This is a genomic window from Aquaspirillum soli (assembly GCF_054781915.1).
In genome coordinates, this window is the sequence record NZ_BAAGTM010000009.1 from 1 (window position 1) to 20,803 (window position 20,803).

The window sequence follows — 20,803 nt, forward strand, 5'->3', positions numbered from 1 at the left end:
CCTTGCCCGCATTGGCGAGACCGCCGTCTCGCCAAGGGCGGCTGTAAATACGCCTGATGTTGGAAATGGGATCAACCATGCTCTCGTTTCACAATAAAGCCTTCGACTTCAGTCGAGGGTTATTTACGGACATTCCTGATTGCGAGACATCACCATACGGGTTAAACAGCAAACATGAGTTGGGGCGCGATATGATGAGACTAAAATTTTAACCTGTATTATCAAAGCATTTTATGCTTTTACTAACAAATCAATCAAGAATAGCGATTTATTGCTATTTTAATTTTTTTGTCGGATCCACCCTGAAAAATGCCGATGATTTACCTCTGTTGCCAAAAAACAGCGATAGCTAATACAGGCTAAAGGTTGTTGTGTTTTCCTCGGTTAGCAGATAATGCGGCCATAATTCCCCTGCTCGGTACCCCATCGCACATGATTGTTGCCCCTCGCCCTCGCTTTTTATCGCTTGCTTGGCGCGCACTACGCGCCATTGCGGTGATATCGGTCATGGCGGTGTTGCTATTGGTGGCGGTATGGCAGGGCTATGTCTTACCACAACTGCCAAACTGGAAAACCACCCTTGCCGCGCGACTGAGTCAAGAAACGGGCTATCGGGTAGAACTTGGCGAACTCAATGCACGTTGGTTGGGTTTACATCCACAAATCGAACTCAGTCGGGTGGTGATTACGCCACCAGATGACAATGCACCCCCTTTGCTATTCAACCGGCTGACCTTGGTACCAGCGTGGTCGAGCCTATGGCAATGGCGACCTAATTTCGCCAACATCGTTTTACATCAGCCCAAAGTGGATATTCGCCGCGATCCACAGGGACAGTTGAGCATTAACGGCATCACCCTGCAACCCGACGCTGAAAGCGATGGCCAACTCGGGCGCTGGTTATTACAGCAAGATCGGTTGGAGATTCGCGAAGCGTGGCTGCATTTCCGTGATGACCGAGTAGGGTTAAGCCCCATTACCTTAAGCCACGGCAACATCACCCTACAACGTGGTTGGTTGGGCCATGAATTAAGCCTCACCGCCACCCCACCCCGCGCTTGGTTACACACCTTTCGTGCCCGTTTGCAATGGCAAGGCGAAGACCCGCAACAGTGGCAGCAATGGCAAGGCGAAATGGAGATTGAGCTAGCAGGGGCGCGTTTTGCGCCGTGGGCGGCTTATCTGAAAGACATTTTGCACCGGCAAGAAGGCGAAGCAGCGGTCAAAATGAAACTGCAATTTGCCGAAGGCCGTATCACCGAATTAGATGCTAAAACCAGCATCAGCAATGGCCTGTTGCAATTTGCTCAACCCAGCAGCGAAACCCTGAGCGTGCCGAATGTCTCTGGTCATATTCGCTACCAACATCACACCCTCGGCACCATGCGTCTACAGGCTAACGACATCAGCGCCAGCACTTCCGCCGGTAAACTGTTTGAACGCGGCAAGATCGAAGGGGAATGGCAAACCGGCCCCCGTGGGCGGGGCAAACTGGCGATGACCGGGCTGACCTTGTCAGCCTTAAAACCGATCATTCGCCAACTGCCCCTCGACGATAACCTAGCTTGGCGCAGCCTCGACCCCAGCGGTTTTATTCAACAAGCGAAAATTGAATGGCAGGGTGATGTCTACCAGCCACAACGCTACCGCTTTCAAGGCACATTTAATGATCTTGGTTGGCAAGGCCAAGCCTCGCTACCCAGCGCACAAGGGCTCAGTGGTCAATTGGAGTTTTCGGAACGCGGCGGACGCATCCGGCTCAGAGGCCAACAAAACACCCAACTGCATCTGCCCGAGGTCTTTGCCCAAGCATGGTCATTACAACAGCTAGAAGGCGATCTGTCTTGGCAACGGCAGACGGCACAACACATTGCGGTGGAAGTGCATCAGCTACGTTTTGCCAACAGCGATTTAGCCGGCGAAGTCGAAGGTCGTTATGACTACCACAGCGGACGGGCAGGGGACATTCATTTAACCGGCCAACTGCACCGGCTACAAGCCTCACAAGTTGCGCGCTATCTGCCCTTGGTGTTGGATAGCGAAGTCCGTCGGTGGTTGGCACAAGCCCTGCCAAAGGGCGAAGCAAAAGCGGCGCAATTCCGTCTTATCGGTAATTTAGATCGATTTCCCTTTGCCGATGGGGGGGGTGAATTTAGCGTTGAGGGGCAGGCCGAAGGGGTGACTTTAGCCTTCGATCCCGCATGGCCAGCGATTGAAAATATCCAAGGCACGCTGTCTTTCCACAACGAGAAGCTGACCATCACCGCAAAACAGGCCTCGGTGAAGGGGGTGCAGGTGCATGAAGTGAGCGCCGAGATCCCCGATTTGGCCGCTGTAGGGGGTCACTTATTTTTAAGTGGGCGCGCCCAAGGCGAGACACAAAACTTCTTCCGTTTTCTTGCTGCCAGCCCACTGAATGCCATACTGGCCTCACTCCCCAGCCGCAGCCGCGCCGAGGGAACAGGCGAGCTACACCTTGCCTTGGATATCCCGTTTGCCGATGTCGAAAAAACCCAAGTCAAAGGCAGCTACCATTTTCAAGGCAATCGTTTACAACTGCTGGCTGATGTACCGCCGCTCGATCACGTCAAGGGTACGCTTTGGTTTGATCAACAGGGCTTGCGAATTGATGGCATCACATTACACGCCCTCGGTGGGCAAAGTGTTTTAACGGCACAACGCCGTCGGGATGGCAAATTGGCGTTTGATGTGCAAGGAGATGTCAATATCCGTGCGGTAGGTCAACGCTATTTACCAGCATGGTTACAGCCTTTGTTACAAGGGCAAACCCGCCATCACACCCAATTTATCATTCATGACGGCTTAGAAAGTTTCAGTGTCAACAGCGATTTACGCGGCATCGAAAGTCAGCTGCCCGCACCGTTGACCAAACCCCGCCTCGGTATCTTACCGTTTAGCCTCGACTGGCAACAAACGACAACACCGTCATCAGAGGTGGCGCTACAGGTCAAAATCGCCGAGCATTTTGCCGGTCAATGGGCATTACAAGGTGAACAGATTCGCGCCAGTACGCTGCATATCGGCCACAGCGAACGCCCTGTCTTACCACGCCAAGGCAGCGTGATTGATGTCAAAAGTGATGAAGCCAGTCTCGACAGCTGGTTAGCCTTACTCGCCCCGTTGGGACAACAAGATGACCGCAGCCATTTGAGTTATCCAATCGTATTAAATCTGGAAAGCCAACGCCTCAATTGGACAGATTACCAACTGAAGCAGGTCTATGTGCAAGCCAGTAGCCAGAATGGTAAAACATGGGACGGCAAATTTCAGGCAGCAGGCCTACAAGGTGGGTTTGTCTGGTGGCAAGGACAACCCAGCCGCTTAGAGCTGCGATTGCCTGAATTAAAATTGCCCTTGGAAAAATACCGTACTTCCACCGGCCACGCCGCCGCAACCCTCGATCAACGCCCACTACAGCAGTGGCCGTTATTAGAATTACAGGTGGGTAAGTTGCAATATCGTGGACGGCAGCTTGGGCAAATGCAGCTCAACGGCCGGCCCAGTGAGCGCGGGTGGGAGATTCAGAAACTGAGTTTGCTTAACCAAGATGGTCGCCTCGCGGCCTCCGGCTATCTACAACAAGAACCAGCCCTGACTTGGTTAGAAGTCGAAACCGATAGCAAACAACTTGGTGGGTTTATCCAACGTCTTTCTGGCAGCCAAGCCATGCGGCAAGGCCAAGGTCATTTACAGGGTCGTGTACAATGGCAGGGAAAATTAGCCGATTTTCAAACTGCAGCCTTAAATGGCACTTTGGCGTTTCGTGCCGAAAATGGGCATTTTGCTAAACTGGATCCGGGGCCCGCAAAATTATTGGGGGTGCTGAGTTTACAATCGCTATCGCGCCGCCTACGGTTAGATTTCCGTGATTTGGTTGGCGAGGGTTTTGCTTTTGATAGCGTTACCGGCAATATCAAAATTGAGAATGGTATTTTTCATAGCCAAAATGTGTTGATTCAAGCACCAGCCGCCGAAGTGAGGTTGCAGGGCAATGTCGATTTAGTACAAGAACAACAAACCTTGCGGGTACAAGTTGAACCACGCATTGCAGAAAGTTTGGCGATTGCCACGGGCGCAGTTTTACTTAACCCCGCCATTGGCATCGCTGCATTAGCGGCACAAAAAGTGCTGCAAGATCCGGTCAGCAAGTTAATGACTTTGGAGTATCAAGTCACAGGGTCGTTACAAGAGCCCACTATTCAAGCCATCACACCACGAGACAAACCACAACCATGACAAAAAATTGGACTGCTGCCGTGATACAGATGGTATCTGGCACCGACATCCCCACCAACTTAGCCCGCGCCCGCCATTGGGTTGCCAATGCGGCGGCCCAAGGGGCACAACTGGTTGTTCTACCTGAATACTTTGCCATCATGGGGCACAGTGACAAAGATAAAGTGGCCCAGCGGGAACGCTTTGGTGAGGGCCCTATTCAAGCGGCCTTGCAGCAAATGGCACAACAGCATCAAATTTGGTTAATCGGTGGCACCTTACCTCTCGATGCCGGCAATGACGAAAAAGTGTGGAACACCACCTTGATGTTTAACCCAGCCGGAGAATGCTGCACCCGCTATGACAAAGTGCATTTATTTGGTTTTAGTGGTTTAGGCGAGCGTTACGCCGAGGCCGACACTATCGAGCCAGGCACAGCGCGGGTGGTTGCAGATACCCCCTTTGGCCGCTTGGGTCTGTCGGTATGCTACGACTTACGTTTCCCAGAGTTATTCCGTGGCATGGGCGAAGTCGATGCAATCATCCTACCCGCCGCCTTTACCGCCACCACCGGACAAGCACATTGGGAACCCTTATTGCGTGCCCGTGCCATTGAAAACCAATGTTATGTTTTGGCCTCAGCCCAAGGGGGTGAGCATGAGAATGGCCGTAAAACACACGGCCATAGCATGATTATCGACCCGTGGGGACGAATTCTCGGTGAGTTACCACAAGGGGAAGGCGTAGTCATAGCAGAAATCAACCCCAGCCTCACCGAATCGGTGCGGACACGCTTGCCTGCCCTTCGCCACCGTATTTTTTAATTTAGGACAACCAGACCATGACCCACCTCTTTGCCGAAGCCGAACAGCGGTTACTTGTGCCTGCTGGCTTAAATGAACAAGCCTTACAACAGGTGTTTTCTCGTTTACACAGTCATGCCATTGACGATGCCGACTTATATTTCCAATTTACCCGCAGCGAAGGCTGGAGCTTGGAAGAAGGTATTGTGAAATCGGGTAGCCATAGTATTGACCAAGGTGTGGGCGTGCGGGCGATTTGTGGAGATAAAACGGCTTTTGCCTATTCAGATGATATTAGCCTGCCAGCGTTACTGGCCGCCGCCGACACCACCCGCGCCATTGCCCAAGTCGGTCAATCGCAACAAATTGGTTTAAGCCAACGCGCCCAAGGCCATCAACTCTACGCCGGCATCGACCCCATCCCCAGCCTTGATTCTGCCGCCAAAATTGCCTTATTAGAAAAAGTAGAACAATTGGCTCGCGCACAAGATCCACGGGTTAAACAAGTGATGGCCGGTTTAGCGGCAGAATATGATGTGGTGTATTTAGCGCGCTTAGATGGCACCCGCGCGGCAGATGTTCGCCCCTTAGTCCGTCTGTCGGTGATGGTGATTGTGGAACAAGATGGCCGCCGTGAGCAGGGCAGTGCCGGCGGCGGCGGTCGTTTTGATTTTGCTCACTTCACCGAAGCACGTTTACTCGATTATGTGCAAAAAGCTGTTCAACAAGCTTTGATTAACCTAGAAGCGCGCCCTGCACCTGCCGGTGCGATGACGGTGGTACTAGGGCATGGGTGGCCGGGGATTTTATTGCATGAAGCGATTGGTCATGGCTTGGAAGGCGACTTTAACCGCAAGGGCAGTTCGGCGTTCTCGGGCAAAATTGGTGAACGGGTTGCCGCCCCTGGGGTAACGGTAATTGATGATGGCACGTTAGCAGATCGGCGCGGTTCGTTGAATATCGACGATGAGGGTACCCCGACACAACGCACGGTGTTAATTGAGGACGGGATTCTCAAAGGCTATATGCAAGACCGCATGAACGCACGCTTAATGGGCATGGCCCCCACGGGTAATGGTCGCCGCGAATCGTATGCACATTTACCGATGCCACGCATGACCAACACCTACATGCTCAATGGTCAACACGATGCACAAGAGATTATTGCCTCGGTCAAAGATGGCTTATATGCCGTCAATTTTGGCGGCGGGCAAGTGGACATTACCAGCGGTAAATTTGTGTTTTCTGCCAGCGAAGCATGGCGAATTGAAAACGGCAAACTGACCTATCCAGTCAAAGGCGCCAGCTTAATTGGCAATGGCCCCGAGGTATTGAATTATGTGTCGATGGTGGGCAATGACATGGCGCTTGACCCAGGCGTGGGCACCTGTGGCAAAGAAGGACAGAGTGTGCCGGTGGGCGTAGGACAACCCACATTGCGCATCGATGGCGGTTTAACCGTCGGTGGCACCCACACCTAAAAAAACAATCGTTTTAATTTTGTCGGCGCTGTGTTAAAAGCGTGTTTTGCCATTATGTGATGGTCTTGTTAAAAAGCCGTTGATTCATGACTGACTCTAGCTATTCTTTTTACGCCTCGGATGCCGCACTCGAACCTGTGCGGCAAGACACTGCAACTCGCATCTTAGATGTGGCAGAGCGCTTGTTTGTTGAACACGGCTTTGAGGCCACCAGCCTGCGGATGATTACGCAACAGGCCGAGGTCAACTTGGCGGCGGTGAATTACCACTTCGGTTCTAAAGATGCCCTGTTACAACAGGCAGTCATCCGCCGCCTTGCACCGTGGAGCCAAGCCTGTGTCACCGAGTTAGACGCGCTTGAAGCGTTGGAAGAGGCGTTGACCGTAGAACGCTTGGTGATGGCTTTTATCTTGCCATCGCTGGCGATGTCACGCGACCCCAGTCGGGGTGGAGCGATTTTTGTCCGTTTGTTATCGCGGACTTTTATCGAAAACCACAAGCTACTGCGCGAAGCAATTTCGGTGCAACACAGCGAATTTGTCAGCCGTTATAGCCGCGCTTTTGCCAAGGTATTGCCACATTTATCGGCAGATGAATTGGCATGGCGCTTACATTTCAGTTTTAGTTTGATGTTTAACGCCTTTGCCGGGAACGATGTGTTAAAGATTTTCCTCAAACGGCAAGGTGCAGTGACGGCGCGAGAACCAGAATTGGTGGCGAAACACTTGGTACCCTATGTGGTCGCAGGTCTATTAGCCCCCCCTTCTGACATCACGTTTACGTCACAGAGCCTAAGCTAATCTACAAACTGCCTTTTCTCTGTCTGTGAGGTCAATATGAGTGATACCCCACTTCCCTCTTTATTAGACTGGTCTGGCCCGCATGGTGTGTTGGCATTGCGCCTTGAAGCCGATAGCCACAGTGTCAATGCCCACGGTCGAGTGCAAGCAGGGTGGTTGATTGCACGGATGGAACAGGCGGCGGTATTGATTGCCGAACGATTGACCCTTGGTGGAGTTACCACGGTCGCCATCAACACCTGTCAATTTAACACACCGCTATTTCGCGGTGATGTGTTGAGCTTATATGTAGAACGGCTGCGGGTTGGGCAGCACTCACTGACTTTGAAAGTCAGTGCCAATGTCCATCGGTTGCATGAGGTGTTGCCGGTGACGGAATTGGTGTTGACGCTGGTGGCGATTGATGAACACGGCCACAGTCGCCTCATCCCCCCGCCACAGGCGTGAATGTTCAATCAAATATAAGGCCGCTGGCGGAGCCACTTGGTGGCGATGTATTTCACGCCAGCCCGCACCGGTGCACCGGCATGGAGTGCGCGCCGGTCGGAACGGCCCTGTTCATCGACATTGCTAAAATACAATGCACGTCCAGTACGAGGCCGCACCGATAAGCCCAACTCAGGAAACTCAGTAGCGCCACCCTCATCCACTTCATTGAGATATAACACCAATGTGGCCACACGTTGCCCACCGTGCCCTAAACGCGCAGCAATGGCAGGGTTGTTAACGTCAAACCAATCATAATGTGCCTTGTACTCACCGCCAGGGGTATAGCGCAATACTTGAATGCCTTCGCCATGTTCGACCGGCCAATCGACCAACGCCGCCAACCGCTGTTCAATGGTCGCCAACAATGGACTTTCACCCCGCTGAAAACCGGCACCATCGCTGCGGCGTTCTGGATGCAACACCGGCTGACCATCATCCCCCACCACCGTCGCACGGGTTAATTTGCTTTCACCCGCACTAATCAGCTCACGGCATTCATCTGCTGTTAGCACATTGTCGAAGACAATCACTTCTGGGCTTTTTAGGTGTAGGGCAATTTGAATTTCATGCCCAGCAATTGACACGCTATTCCCGCTCACCGCCGGTTTCGGTGCAATCAGGGTATTGATATCACTGCTGGCAGCATGGAGGGGCGCTTCGGCGGCGGCGAATAGTTTGACGATAATCGCGTGATCGAGCCCTCCTTTTTCTTTCATATCACGCCATAGATCGGCTGCAAGGCAACCCCGTTGCAAATTATGGCGCAGCCAGTCTAGCCATTGTTGGTACGGTAATAATTCATTCATAGAATCTCCGCAAGGAAACCCCTGACTTGAGTCAGGGGAGGAATTGCGGGTGCGCAAAGCGCACCCTGTGGTATAAACTGTGACGCATGGTCGATGTCGTCACAAAACGTAATTACTTCTATCAAACGGCCTACCATGTGATCTGGTGCCCGAAGTATCGGCGCGACGTACTGATTGGAGCGGTGGCATCAGCGCCGAAACTATCCGCCGCTACATTGAGCGTTGCGAGCATGTCACCAAGAGGCGATGAGCGATGATGCGCACGGCGTCGATTCGGCTTGATACGACGGCGGAACACGCGGGCCGTCTTGCAGCACTTCAAGTGGCCTATGCGGACGCCTGCAACCGTCTTGTTCCCATCGTACGCGAGCGCCGTCTGTACAACCGCGAATGCAAGTCGAAATCTTGCCCGCATTGGCGAGACCGCCGTCTCGCCAAGGGCGGCTGTAAATACGCCTGATGTTGGAAATGGGATCAACCATGCTCTCGTTTCACAATAAAGCCTGCGACTTCAGTCGCGGGTTATTTACGTGATCTGTCACTTTCAGCGGGCCCGCGCCGCATTATCCATTCTGACATCGTATCTTTTAACTGAACAACTGCACCAGCCAATCGAAAAAGGGACGACATTGATGCCCACCACACACCACCCACACGGCAGTAAAGCCCATCAACATCCCCACCACCACCTTCTCACCGACGCCCCCCGTTACCACGGTGACTGGCGAGCGAAAGCGTTGCCGCCAAGGCCATAATAGGGGAATGCCGGAGGGCGTGACAAAATCAGCAGCCAAGTGCGATAAATAACCCAAGGCCAACCCCGTCGCCCAGCCCGGTGGCGTGTTGAGGTAATACAATAAGAACCACAGCCCAACAATGATAATAAGCAAGGAATGCGTAAAACCACGATGGCCAAACAGCTTCGAGATTGGCACAGAAAGAATCTTTACCCGCCGTCCCAAAGTAGAGTGAGGATGATCAATATCCGGCAACATGCAGCCGATCAGCACCGCCAAAATATCCAGCGATTCCAAACCAATCCATCCTGCTTTCACACTGACAATCGCAGTCAGTGCACCCACAGTTAAATGCGAAGAAAACTGCATCGTTAAGCAACCAATTCACGCAATAATTCTTTTAATCTCACTACCCGCATGGCGACATCAGGCAGCGCCACTTCCACTTTTAACTTGTCCTGTCCCAACAATTTGTAATGCCGTTTACTTTGTATCAGCTGGATAATCTTGATCGGCTCAACCGTGGTGGTTTTGTCAAAAATCAACGTCATCCCTTCTGCCGTTGCCACACATTTTTTAATCCCGATCGCGTGGGCAAGCAAGCGCAAGCGATGACTGTCGAGCAAGGTTTTCACCGGCGAGGGTAACAAACCAAAACGGTCGATCAATTCTTCTTGTAGCTGATCAATCTCTTGTTCAGCATCGGCACACGCCATCCGCTTATACAACACCAAGCGTTCGTGTACATCAGGACAATAATCCTCTGGCAATAAGGCCGGTGCGGCCAAGTGAATTTCAGTGTGAATACCCAAAGGTTGGTCAAGATCGGGTTCTTTACCTTGTTGTAAAGCACGCACCGCTTGTTTCAGCATATCGGTATATAAGCTAAAACCCACCTCTTGCATTTCGCCCGACTGTCCCTCGCCTAACACCTCACCTGCACCACGAATTTCTAAATCGTGCATCGCCAACGCAAAGCCCGCCCCCAAGTCCTCCATCGCCTGAATCGCCTCCAAACGCTTTTGGGCGTCGCGGGTTAGGTGATCGGGGGTGAGCAAATAGGCGTAGGCCTGATGGTGAGAACGGCCAACACGCCCGCGTAATTGATGCAGCTGAGCCAAGCCAAATTTATCAGCGCGGTGAATAAGAATCGTATTGGCATTCGGAATATCAATCCCTGTTTCAATGATGGTTGAACACAACAGCACATTAAAACGCTGCTGGGTAAAATCGCGCATCACCTGTTCCAACTCGCGCTCACGCATTTGACCGTGGGCAATTTCTATCCGCGCCTCGGGAAGTAGCTCAACCAAACGCTGCCGCATATTGTCGATGCTATCGACCTCGTTGTAGAGGAAAAACACCTGACCGCCGCGTTTTAACTCACGCAACACCGCCTCCCGAATCACCCCAGGTGCGGTTGGACTGACAAAGGTTTTCACTGCCAACCGGCGGTTGGGCGCGGTGGCAATCACGGAAAAGTCGCGCAATCCTTCTAAACTCATGGCCAAGGTGCGCGGAATAGGTGTAGCCGTCAGCGTCAGAACGTCAACGTCAGTCCGTAGGCGTTTCAGTTGTTCTTTATGGCGAACCCCAAAACGGTGTTCCTCATCAATAATCACCAATCCCAAACGAGCAAAGTCAACATCAGGCTGTAATAAGCGGTGGGTGCCAATCACAATATCCACCGTTCCTTCTTTGATGCCAGCCAGCGCTGTTTTCAGTTCTTTGGCACTGCGAAAACGCGATAACTCGGCAATTTTGACTGGCCAATCGGCGAAGCGGTCGCTGAAATTTTGATAATGCTGTTCTGCCAATAACGTGGTGGGGACCAATACGGCCACCTGCTTGCCCCCCATCACCGCGACAAAAGCCGCCCGCAAAGCCACTTCGGTTTTACCAAAACCCACATCACCGCACACCAAACGATCCATCGGTTTACCCGAGGTCATATCGCTTAACACGGCTTGAATAGCGGCGGCTTGATCGGCGGTTTCTTCAAAACCAAAACTCTCGGCAAACGCATCATAGTCATGGCTATCCAACGCAAAGGCATGGCCGCGCCGCGCTGCGCGTTGGGCATATAAGTTGAGCAATTCAGCTGCAGTATCCCGAACTTTTTCGGCAGCACGCTTACGCGCTTTTTCCCATTGTGTTGAACCCAAGCGAGTCAAAGCGATTTTGTCGCTGGCCATGCCGGCATAACGGGAAATGCAATTTAAGTGCGACACAGGGACATAGAGCTTGGCACCATCGGCATATTCCAACACCATCAACTCGCTTGGCCCATCGCCTAAATCCATGCTGACCAGTCCTTGGTATAAACCAATGCCGTGTTCTTCATGTACCACCGGATCACCAGCGCGAATTTCGGCTAAATCGCGCAACACCGTATCAGGATTATGGCTTTTGCGACGACGGCGACTGAGGCTGCTGCGTTGGTGTTGATAGAGTTCAAATTCGGTGACAAAGGCAATATGGTTTTCATGGTCAATAAAACCGCTGGTCAGTTGTCCTGCCACCAAGATCAAACCGGCGGCGTGCGTCATCGCGGCAGCGACATCATCGACCCATGCCGCTTGCCAGCCATAATCACGCAAAAACTGATTTAAGGTTTCACGGCGACCGACGCTCTCGGCCACTAAACACACCCGACCAGTAAACTGTTGGGTAAATTGTTCAAGCAGCGCAAAGGGGGTGTCGCTGCGGCGTTGGATATGCAAGGGCGGCAAAGGGGCAAGGGTGGGTTGCCATTCACCTTCTTGTGGCAAGCGCCAGCAAGGATAGGCTTTCAAGGCCGCCATCAAAGCATCCGGACGCAGATAGAGTGCATCAGGTGGCAATCCGGGGCGAGCAGGGTCGCTACCAATCATGTTGTAGCGCGATACGATGTCTTGCCATGCCTGTTCTGCGGCAGGCAGGGTGTGATGGTGTAGGACACACGCGGCTTGTGGACCGAGATAATCGAAAATTGTGGCGGTTTGTTCAAAGAATAATGGTAGCCAGTATTCAATCCCTGCCGGCAATATCCCATTAGAGACATCTTTATACAAACGACAACGCGAGGGATCCCCCTCAAATTGTTCACGCCAACGACTGCGAAAAGCCGTAATTGCCGCCTCATCAGACGGAAATTCACGCGCAGGCAACAGTTGAATCTGGGTGACCTGATCGAGGGTACGCTGGCTATCGACATCAAATGTCCGCAAGCCATCGATTTCATCGTCCATCAAATCAATCCGATACGGCAAACTGGCCCCCATCGGAAACAGGTCGATAAGCCCACCACGAATCGAAAACTCGCCGGGAGCATATACCTGTGTCACATGCTGATACCCCGCCAACACCAAATCAGCCCGCAAGCGCTCGGTATCCAGTCGTTGTTTTTCCGACAGCATAAAACTGCGCCCAGCGAGATAATCCAGCGGTGCTAGACGTTGCATGGTAGTGGCGACCGGCAACAGCAACACATCTACCAGCCCTTGGCGTAACCGCCACAAAGTCGCCAGCCGTTCACTGACCAAATCCGCATGGGGTGAAAAATGATCGTAGGGCAACGTTTCCCAATCGGGGAAAACCGCGACGCGTAACTGTGGGGCAAAAAAGCTGATTTCCTCTGCCAACCGCGTGCTATCACGCGCCTGCTCAGTCAACACCAATAAAGGTTGTTTTGCTAAAGCGGCCAACTGTGTCAGACAACGACTATCCGCACCAGCTGGGAAAAAAGGCAAGGTGTGTTTTTCGCCACGACGAGGGAGAGAGAGCAAGCGCAGAGCAGACATAAATCAGCAAATGTTAAAAATAAAGAAGGGATTATAACGGCCATCGCTTTATTGCTGCATTGCAACTAAAGCTAAAAATTAAATTTCTCTATTTCACAAATCAGGTTTTCGTTTTACATTGCAGACTTTCGTTATGCGACTTATTTTGTTTTGGATGTTTAATGCTAATCGGATGCAACAAAAACTGCGTCAAACTGACGCATCAATGTTGCGATCAGGTGTTAGAGTACAATCCATCACTGACTATTTGTTGTTAGCCAAACCAGACGTTTGAGGGGAGACATGAATGGCGTGGCTTATGCCGTTCTTGCTGTTATTGAGCCTAGCGCTTAGCGCAGCGTGCATCTATTTGCTTTACCGTGTTCGGCGGTTGGAGCGCATACGCTATCGTTTTAACAGTGTGTTGCAACACAGCCCCAATCCAGTTTTTGTCAAAGATATTGCTGGTCGTTACTTACATGTCAGCCATAGTTTTGCAGAATTGCTAAATAAAAAAGAAAATGAGTTAATTGGCAAAGAAGCTTTAGATTGTCTACCAGAAAATCAAGGTTTTGAAGAATTACAAAAACTTGACGATATCATTTTCCGTACCGGACAGCCCTGCCATATCGAGACAAAGCTGAATCATGGTGTAGATCAACGTTTTATTATTGCCACCAAATTTCCGCTTTACTCTGCTGATGGCATTCTCAATGCCATTGGTTGTATTGCCACCGATGTGACCGCCCAACGTGAAAATGAACTCCGGCTCAACGAAGCCGAGGAACAATATCGGGCGCTCGCTGAACAAAAATTAGTGGGCGTGTTTATCCAACAACATGGTGCAATTGTCTATATCAATCAACGACTCGCTGATTTGATGGACTACAGTATTGACGAACTCTTGGGTCAGTCGCTTGATGAATGTCTGATCGACAGCGAAATCGAACGGATTCGTCAACAAGCGGCATACCGCATCGAAAATCAAGTCGAACACCACCGTTTCACCACCACGTTGCGCTGCCGTGATAACCGCCCGTTGCCGGTCGAAATTCACAGTCGATTGTTTGACTATCATGGGCAATCTGCCTTTATTGGTGTGGTACTCGATATCTCCGAGCGGCTGGCCACGGAAACTAAATTAAAACTGGCTTCCACCGTATTTGAGAATTCATCGGAAGGTATTTTGCTGACCGACCACGAGGCCAGAATTATTGCCGTCAATGCCGCTTTTTCGCGCATCACAGGCTATAGCGAAGCTGAAGCCGTCGGCAGGCGCTCACGAATGTTCCGTGTTGACCACATGGGTCATGCAGTGAATGCCCAGATGATGCGGGCGTTGGATGAATGTGGTTTATGGCAAGGCGAATTTCTCGACCGGCGTAAAGATGGCGACCTATATCCGGTGTGGCTGTCAATTAGCGCAGTCAGCGATGACACTGGTGCAGTTCAGCATTATGTCTGTGTATTTTCTGACATCACTAAGCGCAAAGTCGCTGAAGACAGGCTACAGTTCCTCGCCAGCCACGACCCGCTGACTCGACTACCCAATCGGGTCAACTTTATCGAAAGACTCACTAAAGCTGTCGATCATGCACGCGAGAATAACAGCCAGCTGGCCGTGATGTTTATCGACCTCGACCGTTTTAAGCTGATCAATGATTCCTTTGGTCATCCGGCAGGGGACGATTTACTGCGCGTGATTTCCGCACGACTGAAATATGCGGTGGGGAATGAGGCTTTTCTGGGACGTTTTGATGGTGATGAATTTACGGTGATTTTCGAGGGGGATTGCCACAAAGACGCCATCACCGCGATAGCGGATCGTTTACTGACCGAGTTAGCACAGCCATTAAAGTTAGAAGAACATGAGCTATTTGTGACCGGCTCTATCGGTATTGCCATCTTCCCAAGCGATGGCAATGATGCCATGTCGTTACTGAAAAATGCAGATACGGCCATGTATCGCGCAAAAGAAGCAGGCAAAAATACGTATGAGTTTTTTGCCGCCACCATGAATGAACAAGCTTTTGAACGCTTGCTCATGGAAAATGGTTTGCGTTTGGCATTAGAACGGCAAGAGTTCCGTTTGGTGTATCAACCACAGGTGAATCCGTTTACCGATAAAGTTCAAGCAGTTGAGGCGTTGTTACGCTGGTATAACCCAGAAATTGGGATGGTATCACCCGCTCAATTTATCCCGATTGCCGAGGAATCTGGCCTCATCCGCCCAATTGGTGAATGGGTGATGGCAGAAGCCTGCCGACAGTTGGCACGTTGGGATGCCGAGGGAGTGGAGGTGCCTCGCGTGGCGGTTAACCTATCACCAAGGCAATTTATGGACAGCCGCTTGTTAGATAAAGTGGTCACTGCATTTACAGCAGCAGGTATTTCACCACAGCGCTTAGAACTGGAAGTGACAGAATCAACCTTGATGCAAGATCCTGCGGAGGCAATTCAGGTATTAAACCAGCTAAAATCGTTGGGGGTGATGCTGGCCATTGACGATTTTGGTACCGGTTATTCTTCTCTGTCGAACTTGAAGCGGTTTCCTTTGGATTGCCTGAAAATCGACCGTTCTTTTATCGAAGGGATCCCAGACGATGGCGATAATGTGGCAATTACTGAAGCAATTATGGCGATGGCGAAGAAACTGCGCTTGTTTGTCGTAGCCGAAGGCGTCGAAACCAGCGAACAACGGTTGTTTTTGAAACGCTGTGGTTGTGAGTTAATACAGGGCTATTTTTACAGCAAACCCCTACCGCCTGAACAACTGGCAGACTTCGTGAGCGAACGTGAGCAAAATGTTGTGCTGAATATTGATTAGAGAAGTTGCAGCACAGCTTTGGTACGTCGCCCCTTGTGCGAATCAAAGATTCACACATAAGGGGTGACATACCCTACTCATCTTCTGTATCCATCATCGAGTGGTAGGATACCGTGGTTTGCACGTCTATTTCAAAAACAAGAATAACTTCTACTTTCCGTGGGAACTACAAATCTGGGACATCGCAGATATGCAAAGCAACATCGACAATCACGAAAAATTCAAACGAAATTTTTTGTGATCTCACACAACAATCAAGCTAATCGGGCAGACCTACGAGTCTGCCCTTATGCTTTTTGCTGAATCGGGAAGAATTACAACGTATCCATCAATGCTCGGGCTTCTGCCTTACGAGCTTCGTCCCCTTCAGCCAACACTTCTTCCAGAATTTCCCGCGCACCTTCGCTATCTCCCATCTCGATATAAACACGCGCTAAATCAAGCTTGGTGCTAATCGGATCACCAATATCCAACTCCTCCGGTTCTTGCTGCGCTTTCTCTTCCGGCGTGGTTAAGCTGAGACTATCTTCATCCTTAACCGGTGGTGGCGGGGGTGGCGGTTCGGCCAGAATATCGTCGATGGCAAAGTCAAAATCGAGGATCGGGTTTTCTACCTCAGGCTTAGGCGGTTCGGCCACTGGCGCAGGTACTGCTTCTGGCTCAGGTTCAACTACCTCGTCATCAGGAATCACCTCTGGTTCAGGCGCAGGCGCCGGTGTTGGTACTGGTGTACCAGACAAATCTTCGGCAAACATCGCCATCATGGCATCAATTTCTGCGTCTTCTGCCGTTGGCGTTAGCGCAGGCGGCGGGACAGCTTCAGTTAAAACTGCCGGCGCAGGAACCACTTCTTCTAAATCGTCTAGCAAAGCTTCCATTTCCAACTCAGGAATTGCATCGGCTGGGCTCGGTGCAGGAGGAATAGCCGCGCTGACCGGTGGAGATGCGGGTTGACCGGGGATGGCCAACATGTCGAAATCTTCTGTGAACTCTAACAGTGCGCCGGGCGGTGGCGTTGGCGCAGCCGCAGGTGGCGGTGTGTCTGTTTCAGACACCACCGCCTCCAACAGCGGCTCAGCCACGATTTGAGACATTTCAGGTGGCTCTGGTTCAACTGCAACCGGCTCAGGTAAAGGTTCCGGCTCTGGCTCAATCACCGGCTCAGGTGGCAGCGGTGGTGCAGTAGCAATCACCTCATCAACAGCCGCCAATTCTTCCGTTTTTTGCTCTTGCCGGCGACGCCAATAGAATAGGCCCCCTAACACGGCGGCTAGACCAGCTGCCCCACCTGCCGCCCACGGCCAAATGGGTTCTTCTTCTGGCTCGGGTGTCGCTGCTTTTTCAACGGGAGCAGGTTTGGTGGCAGCCGGAGCAGCTTGTTCTGTGGCAGGCGCTTGGGCCGGATCGGGCTTACCTTCACTGCGGTTTTGCTGTTCAGCCAGTGCCTTATTTTTCAGCTCTAACAAGGCTTTCATATCGCTGACATTTTTTTCCAGCTCTTTGATACGATCATTTGCCTCGTCTATCGCTTTATCACGCGCAACCAATTCTTCTTCTAAGACTTGCACTTTTTTCTGTGCATTGGCTAACGCTTTCTCATCAGCACGAGATAAACGTAAGACATCCCGCCCTGCATCAGCACTCGGTGCCGCAGTTTCAGGCGTTTGCGCGACAATACGACCTTTAGTAGTGTCTGGTGCGCGCTGTTGTCCGGTTTGTTGCGACGCCATATCCGCTACACGGCCACGATAAGCACGCCAGTTGGCAACCTGTGCCTGTACCTCGCGATGCGCTTCAGCAGGCGGCGTTTTGGCCAATTCATTTTTTGGAGGGACGTTTAATGTTTTGCCGGCAATCACGATGTTCATATTGCCAGCAAAAGCACGGGGATTAGTTTCATACAACCCGACCATCACCTGTTCCAAACTCACGCCACTTGGCTTTACTTTACTGGCAATACCAGACAACGTATCACCGGTGCGAACAGGATAGGTTTTACCATTGGCCAATGGACCAGCGGCCTCTTCTTTGGCAATGGTCTTTTCTGAGGGGGTAGCAGGGCCACCGATAAGACCGGTTAGCGCCTGTGAACGAGTTTTCCCTGCTGTTTCAATATCCAATAACACTGAAACATAAGCACTACGAGCAGGCGTCGGCGAGGCCAAACGCACCACCGCTTTACCATCTGCTTTTTTCTCGACTGAGATCACCGCATCACGGAGAAATTCGGGATAGGGCAAGCGGTTACGTTTAAATTGATCAGCCGAGGCAATACGAATTTTTAAGTCGTTGGCTGCAACATCGCTCACTTCTAATTCAGCCCGAAATGGCTGACCCAAGCCAGAAGTAATCCGCAAGGCACCCAGCTCGGCAGCCATAGCCGGTGCGGCAGACAGCAATAAAGAAGTCGCCAGCACATTTCGTCGGAAAGTCGGGGAAAAGTTCACAGCCCACCTTTTTCTTATTGCGTAGAATTTTTTATGGTCCTGAATAGCCACGCTACCCAAGCCGTAAACTGACACAAGCTATCAAGTGTGTCGTGATTTTACGGGTGTCGCAATATTTTACTGTCCTGTTGCCAGCAGTTCTAGCACAGGTTTTGCAACCGCAACCCGCACATTATCGGCACACAACCAGAAATTCAACAGCGATTTTTGCGTTTCTGCGCGATTGATACGGGCAATAGTCAAGGTATCTTGGCCAGTCACCGACATTGGATTCGCATCTGCTAAGGCTTCCTCTGCCAAGACGACACACCCTGCGGCCCGCCACCATTCGCATAACACCTCGATATCCACAGGCATTTCTGTTTCTATTTCAACATTTAAGGTATGACCAAAAAACACCGGCACCCGATGACGGCGCACAGTGACATTGTCTTCAGTCAACAGCAACAGTTGTGCCAACTGTTGTTGTGCTTGGTCTTGCTCTGCTTGTGACAGTGGCAGAATATTAAACGCCATCCGTTGAGGAAAAATGTCGTTAATCAACGGTTGTTGATTAAACAAGGCGGTGGTTTGCGAAGCCAGCTCTTCAATGCCAGCCTGACCATAATCTGATACCGCTTCCATACTGACAGCCGACACCCGACGCAAGCGGGTATGTTGTTGAATCGGCAACAAAGCTTGTGCCAAGACACTGACCACCGGCAAAGGCAAAGCCACCGCAGTGGTTGCTGTGGTTTTGTGTAAAGCGCGTACTGCCTGCGGCCAACAATTGGCTACGTCATCCACTGCCAACACCACCAACAGCCCAAGTTGTTGTAATTCACGCGCTAAATCGCTGTCATGTGCCACGGCCGCATGGCAGATCACCACGGCTTGTACCTGCGTGAAATCAAAGTCGTGATAGTCACCGACGGTTAACTCATGATGACCAAAATAAACAGATTCGCCGGCCAAATCGGCCAAATCGAGAGCATAGACATTTGCCAGCGGCCAACTGGCGCCAGCGAGTAAATCACAGATTGCACCACCCACCACAGTTGTGGCACCAATAATTGCAATTGCAGAAGAAGAAACCATGTGAGACATAAAACATCCTAAAAAATACATAAAACAGCGTGAAAACTTGTTGCAAAAACAACACGCTTTAGCCAAATAAAGGTGAATTTAATTGCAAAACCGTCAACAAAACAGCAACCCACACATTCACTAAAAAGGGCATCGCAGATGATGCCCTTGCTGATGCCGCATGGGGGCAGTAGCTGCCCCCACACACCTTCAGATTACTTTTCCAACACAATACGCAACATACGACGCAGTGGCTCAGCCGCACCCCACAACAGTTGGTCACCGCAGGTAAAGGCACTGATATATTCACCACCCATGCCGAGTTTGCGAATACGACCCACTGGTACGGTCAAAGTCCCTGTCACCGCTGCTGGTGTCAATTCTTTCATCGACACTTCGCGCTGGTTTGGCACCACTTTTACCCAATCGTTGGCTTTGGCCAACAAGGCTTCGATTTCGGCAACAGGCAGATCTTGTTTCAGTTTGATGGTCAGCGCTTGGCTGTGGCAACGCATGGCACCAATCCGCACACACAGGCCATCAATCACGATAGGATTGGTTGCACGACCCAAGATTTTATTGGTCTCAACGCCGCCTTTCCATTCTTCTTTCGATTGACCATTGCCTAAATCTTTGTCAATCCAAGGGATCAAGCTCCCAGCCAACGGCACACCGAAGTATTCAGTTGGGTTGGCATCAGAACGGATAAACTCTGCCACTTTGCGATCGATGTCGAGAATCGCGCTGTTTTTGTCGGCCAATTCAGCAGCCACAGCCGCATTCACGGCACCCATGCCTTTGAGCAATTCGCGCATATTGTTCGCACCAGCGCCCGACGCCGCTTGGTAGGTCATCGATGTCGCCCACTCAACCAGATCGTTTTGGAACAAACCACCCAGTGCCATCAACATCAGACTGACGGTGCAGTTCCCACCCACGAATGTCTTACCGCCTTTAGCGAGGGACTCTTTGATCACATTCATGTTGACTGGATCTAAGATAATGACTGCTTCATCTTCCATCCGCAGCGCGCTGGCAGCATCAATCCAATACCCATCCCAACCAGTCGCACGCAATGGGGCGTACACTTCGTTGGTGTAGTCGCCACCTTGGCAGGTGATAATCACGTCACATGCTTTGAGCTCGTCGAGATTTTTCGCATCTTTCAGTGCAGGGGCGGTTTTGCCACCAAAGCTTGGTGCAGCACCACCGGGGTTAGAGGTGGTGAAATAAATCGGCTCGATATGGGCAAAATCATTTTCTTCTACCATGCGCTGCATCAGCACCGAACCGACCATCCCGCGCCAGCCAACTAAACCGACTTTTAACATCATCTATCCTTTATCTATTC

Annotated in this window: 13 protein-coding genes; 7 read left to right on the plus strand and 6 right to left on the minus strand. The window is 51.3% G+C overall.

Going from position 1 to position 20,803, the window contains the following annotated elements:
* Positions 1 to 432: 432 nt before the first annotated feature.
* The 5 genes from ACYVJG_RS08965 (at position 433) to ACYVJG_RS08985 (ending at position 7,767) form a co-directional block, all read left to right on the plus strand.
* Positions 433 to 4,257 (plus strand): YhdP family protein, encoded by a 3,825-nt coding sequence (locus ACYVJG_RS08965; RefSeq protein ID WP_460430762.1) that lies wholly within the window; start codon positions 433 to 435, stop codon positions 4,255 to 4,257.
* A complete protein-coding gene (locus ACYVJG_RS08970) occupies positions 4,254 to 5,060 on the plus strand; it encodes a carbon-nitrogen hydrolase family protein (RefSeq protein WP_460430763.1) in 807 nt (268 codons plus the stop codon). Before ACYVJG_RS08965 ends, ACYVJG_RS08970 begins: the two co-directional genes overlap by 4 nt.
* A 17-nt stretch (positions 5,061 to 5,077) precedes the next feature.
* Positions 5,078 to 6,520: a metalloprotease TldD gene (gene tldD, locus ACYVJG_RS08975; RefSeq protein WP_460430764.1), complete on the plus strand. Its 1,443-nt coding sequence runs from the start codon at positions 5,078 to 5,080 to the stop codon at positions 6,518 to 6,520.
* A gap of 86 nt (positions 6,521 to 6,606) precedes the next feature.
* Entirely contained in the window at positions 6,607 to 7,320 is a 714-nt protein-coding gene (locus ACYVJG_RS08980; RefSeq protein WP_022653061.1) for a TetR/AcrR family transcriptional regulator, read from the plus strand.
* A gap of 36 nt (positions 7,321 to 7,356) precedes the next feature.
* Entirely contained in the window at positions 7,357 to 7,767 is a 411-nt protein-coding gene (locus tag ACYVJG_RS08985; protein WP_022653060.1) for an acyl-CoA thioesterase, read from the plus strand.
* Positions 7,768 to 7,775: 8 nt separating this feature from the next.
* Here the strand turns inward: ACYVJG_RS08985 and ACYVJG_RS08990 are convergent, their stop codons facing one another.
* A complete protein-coding gene (locus tag ACYVJG_RS08990; RefSeq protein WP_460430765.1) occupies positions 7,776 to 8,615 on the minus strand; it encodes a 2OG-Fe(II) oxygenase in 840 nt (279 codons plus the stop codon).
* Between the two features lie 253 nt (positions 8,616 to 8,868).
* Between ACYVJG_RS08990 and ACYVJG_RS08995 the strand changes: the two genes are divergently transcribed.
* Positions 8,869 to 9,075 (plus strand): hypothetical protein, encoded by a 207-nt coding sequence (locus ACYVJG_RS08995; protein ID WP_460430766.1) that lies wholly within the window; start codon positions 8,869 to 8,871, stop codon positions 9,073 to 9,075.
* A gap of 127 nt (positions 9,076 to 9,202) precedes the next feature.
* On the opposite strand, the gene ACYVJG_RS09000 is transcribed toward ACYVJG_RS08995, so the two are convergent.
* Both ACYVJG_RS09000 and mfd read right to left on the minus strand, forming a co-directional pair.
* Entirely contained in the window at positions 9,203 to 9,721 is a 519-nt protein-coding gene (locus ACYVJG_RS09000; RefSeq protein WP_052165366.1) for a metal-dependent hydrolase, read from the minus strand.
* Between the two features lie 2 nt (positions 9,722 to 9,723).
* A complete protein-coding gene (gene mfd / locus ACYVJG_RS09005) occupies positions 9,724 to 13,134 on the minus strand; it encodes a transcription-repair coupling factor (RefSeq protein ID WP_460430767.1) in 3,411 nt (1,136 codons plus the stop codon).
* A 286-nt stretch (positions 13,135 to 13,420) separates the two neighbouring features.
* Here mfd and ACYVJG_RS09010 point away from each other — a divergent pair, with 286 nt between their 5' ends.
* A complete protein-coding gene (locus ACYVJG_RS09010) occupies positions 13,421 to 15,940 on the plus strand; it encodes a sensor domain-containing protein (protein WP_460430768.1) in 2,520 nt (839 codons plus the stop codon).
* A gap of 314 nt (positions 15,941 to 16,254) precedes the next feature.
* On the opposite strand, the gene ACYVJG_RS09015 is transcribed toward ACYVJG_RS09010, so the two are convergent.
* From ACYVJG_RS09015 to asd, 3 genes are all read right to left on the minus strand, one after another.
* Positions 16,255 to 18,387, minus strand: a complete 2,133-nt coding sequence (locus tag ACYVJG_RS09015; RefSeq protein WP_460430769.1) for a FimV/HubP family polar landmark protein — start codon at positions 18,385 to 18,387, stop codon at positions 16,255 to 16,257.
* 117 nt (positions 18,388 to 18,504) lie between these two features.
* Entirely contained in the window at positions 18,505 to 19,473 is a 969-nt protein-coding gene (locus tag ACYVJG_RS09020) for an Asd/ArgC dimerization domain-containing protein (protein ID WP_460430770.1), read from the minus strand.
* 194 nt (positions 19,474 to 19,667) lie between these two features.
* Complete coding sequence (asd, locus tag ACYVJG_RS09025) at positions 19,668 to 20,783, minus strand: aspartate-semialdehyde dehydrogenase (protein WP_460430824.1); 1,116 nt, start codon at positions 20,781 to 20,783, stop codon at positions 19,668 to 19,670.
* Between the last annotated feature and the right edge of the window lie 20 nt (positions 20,784 to 20,803).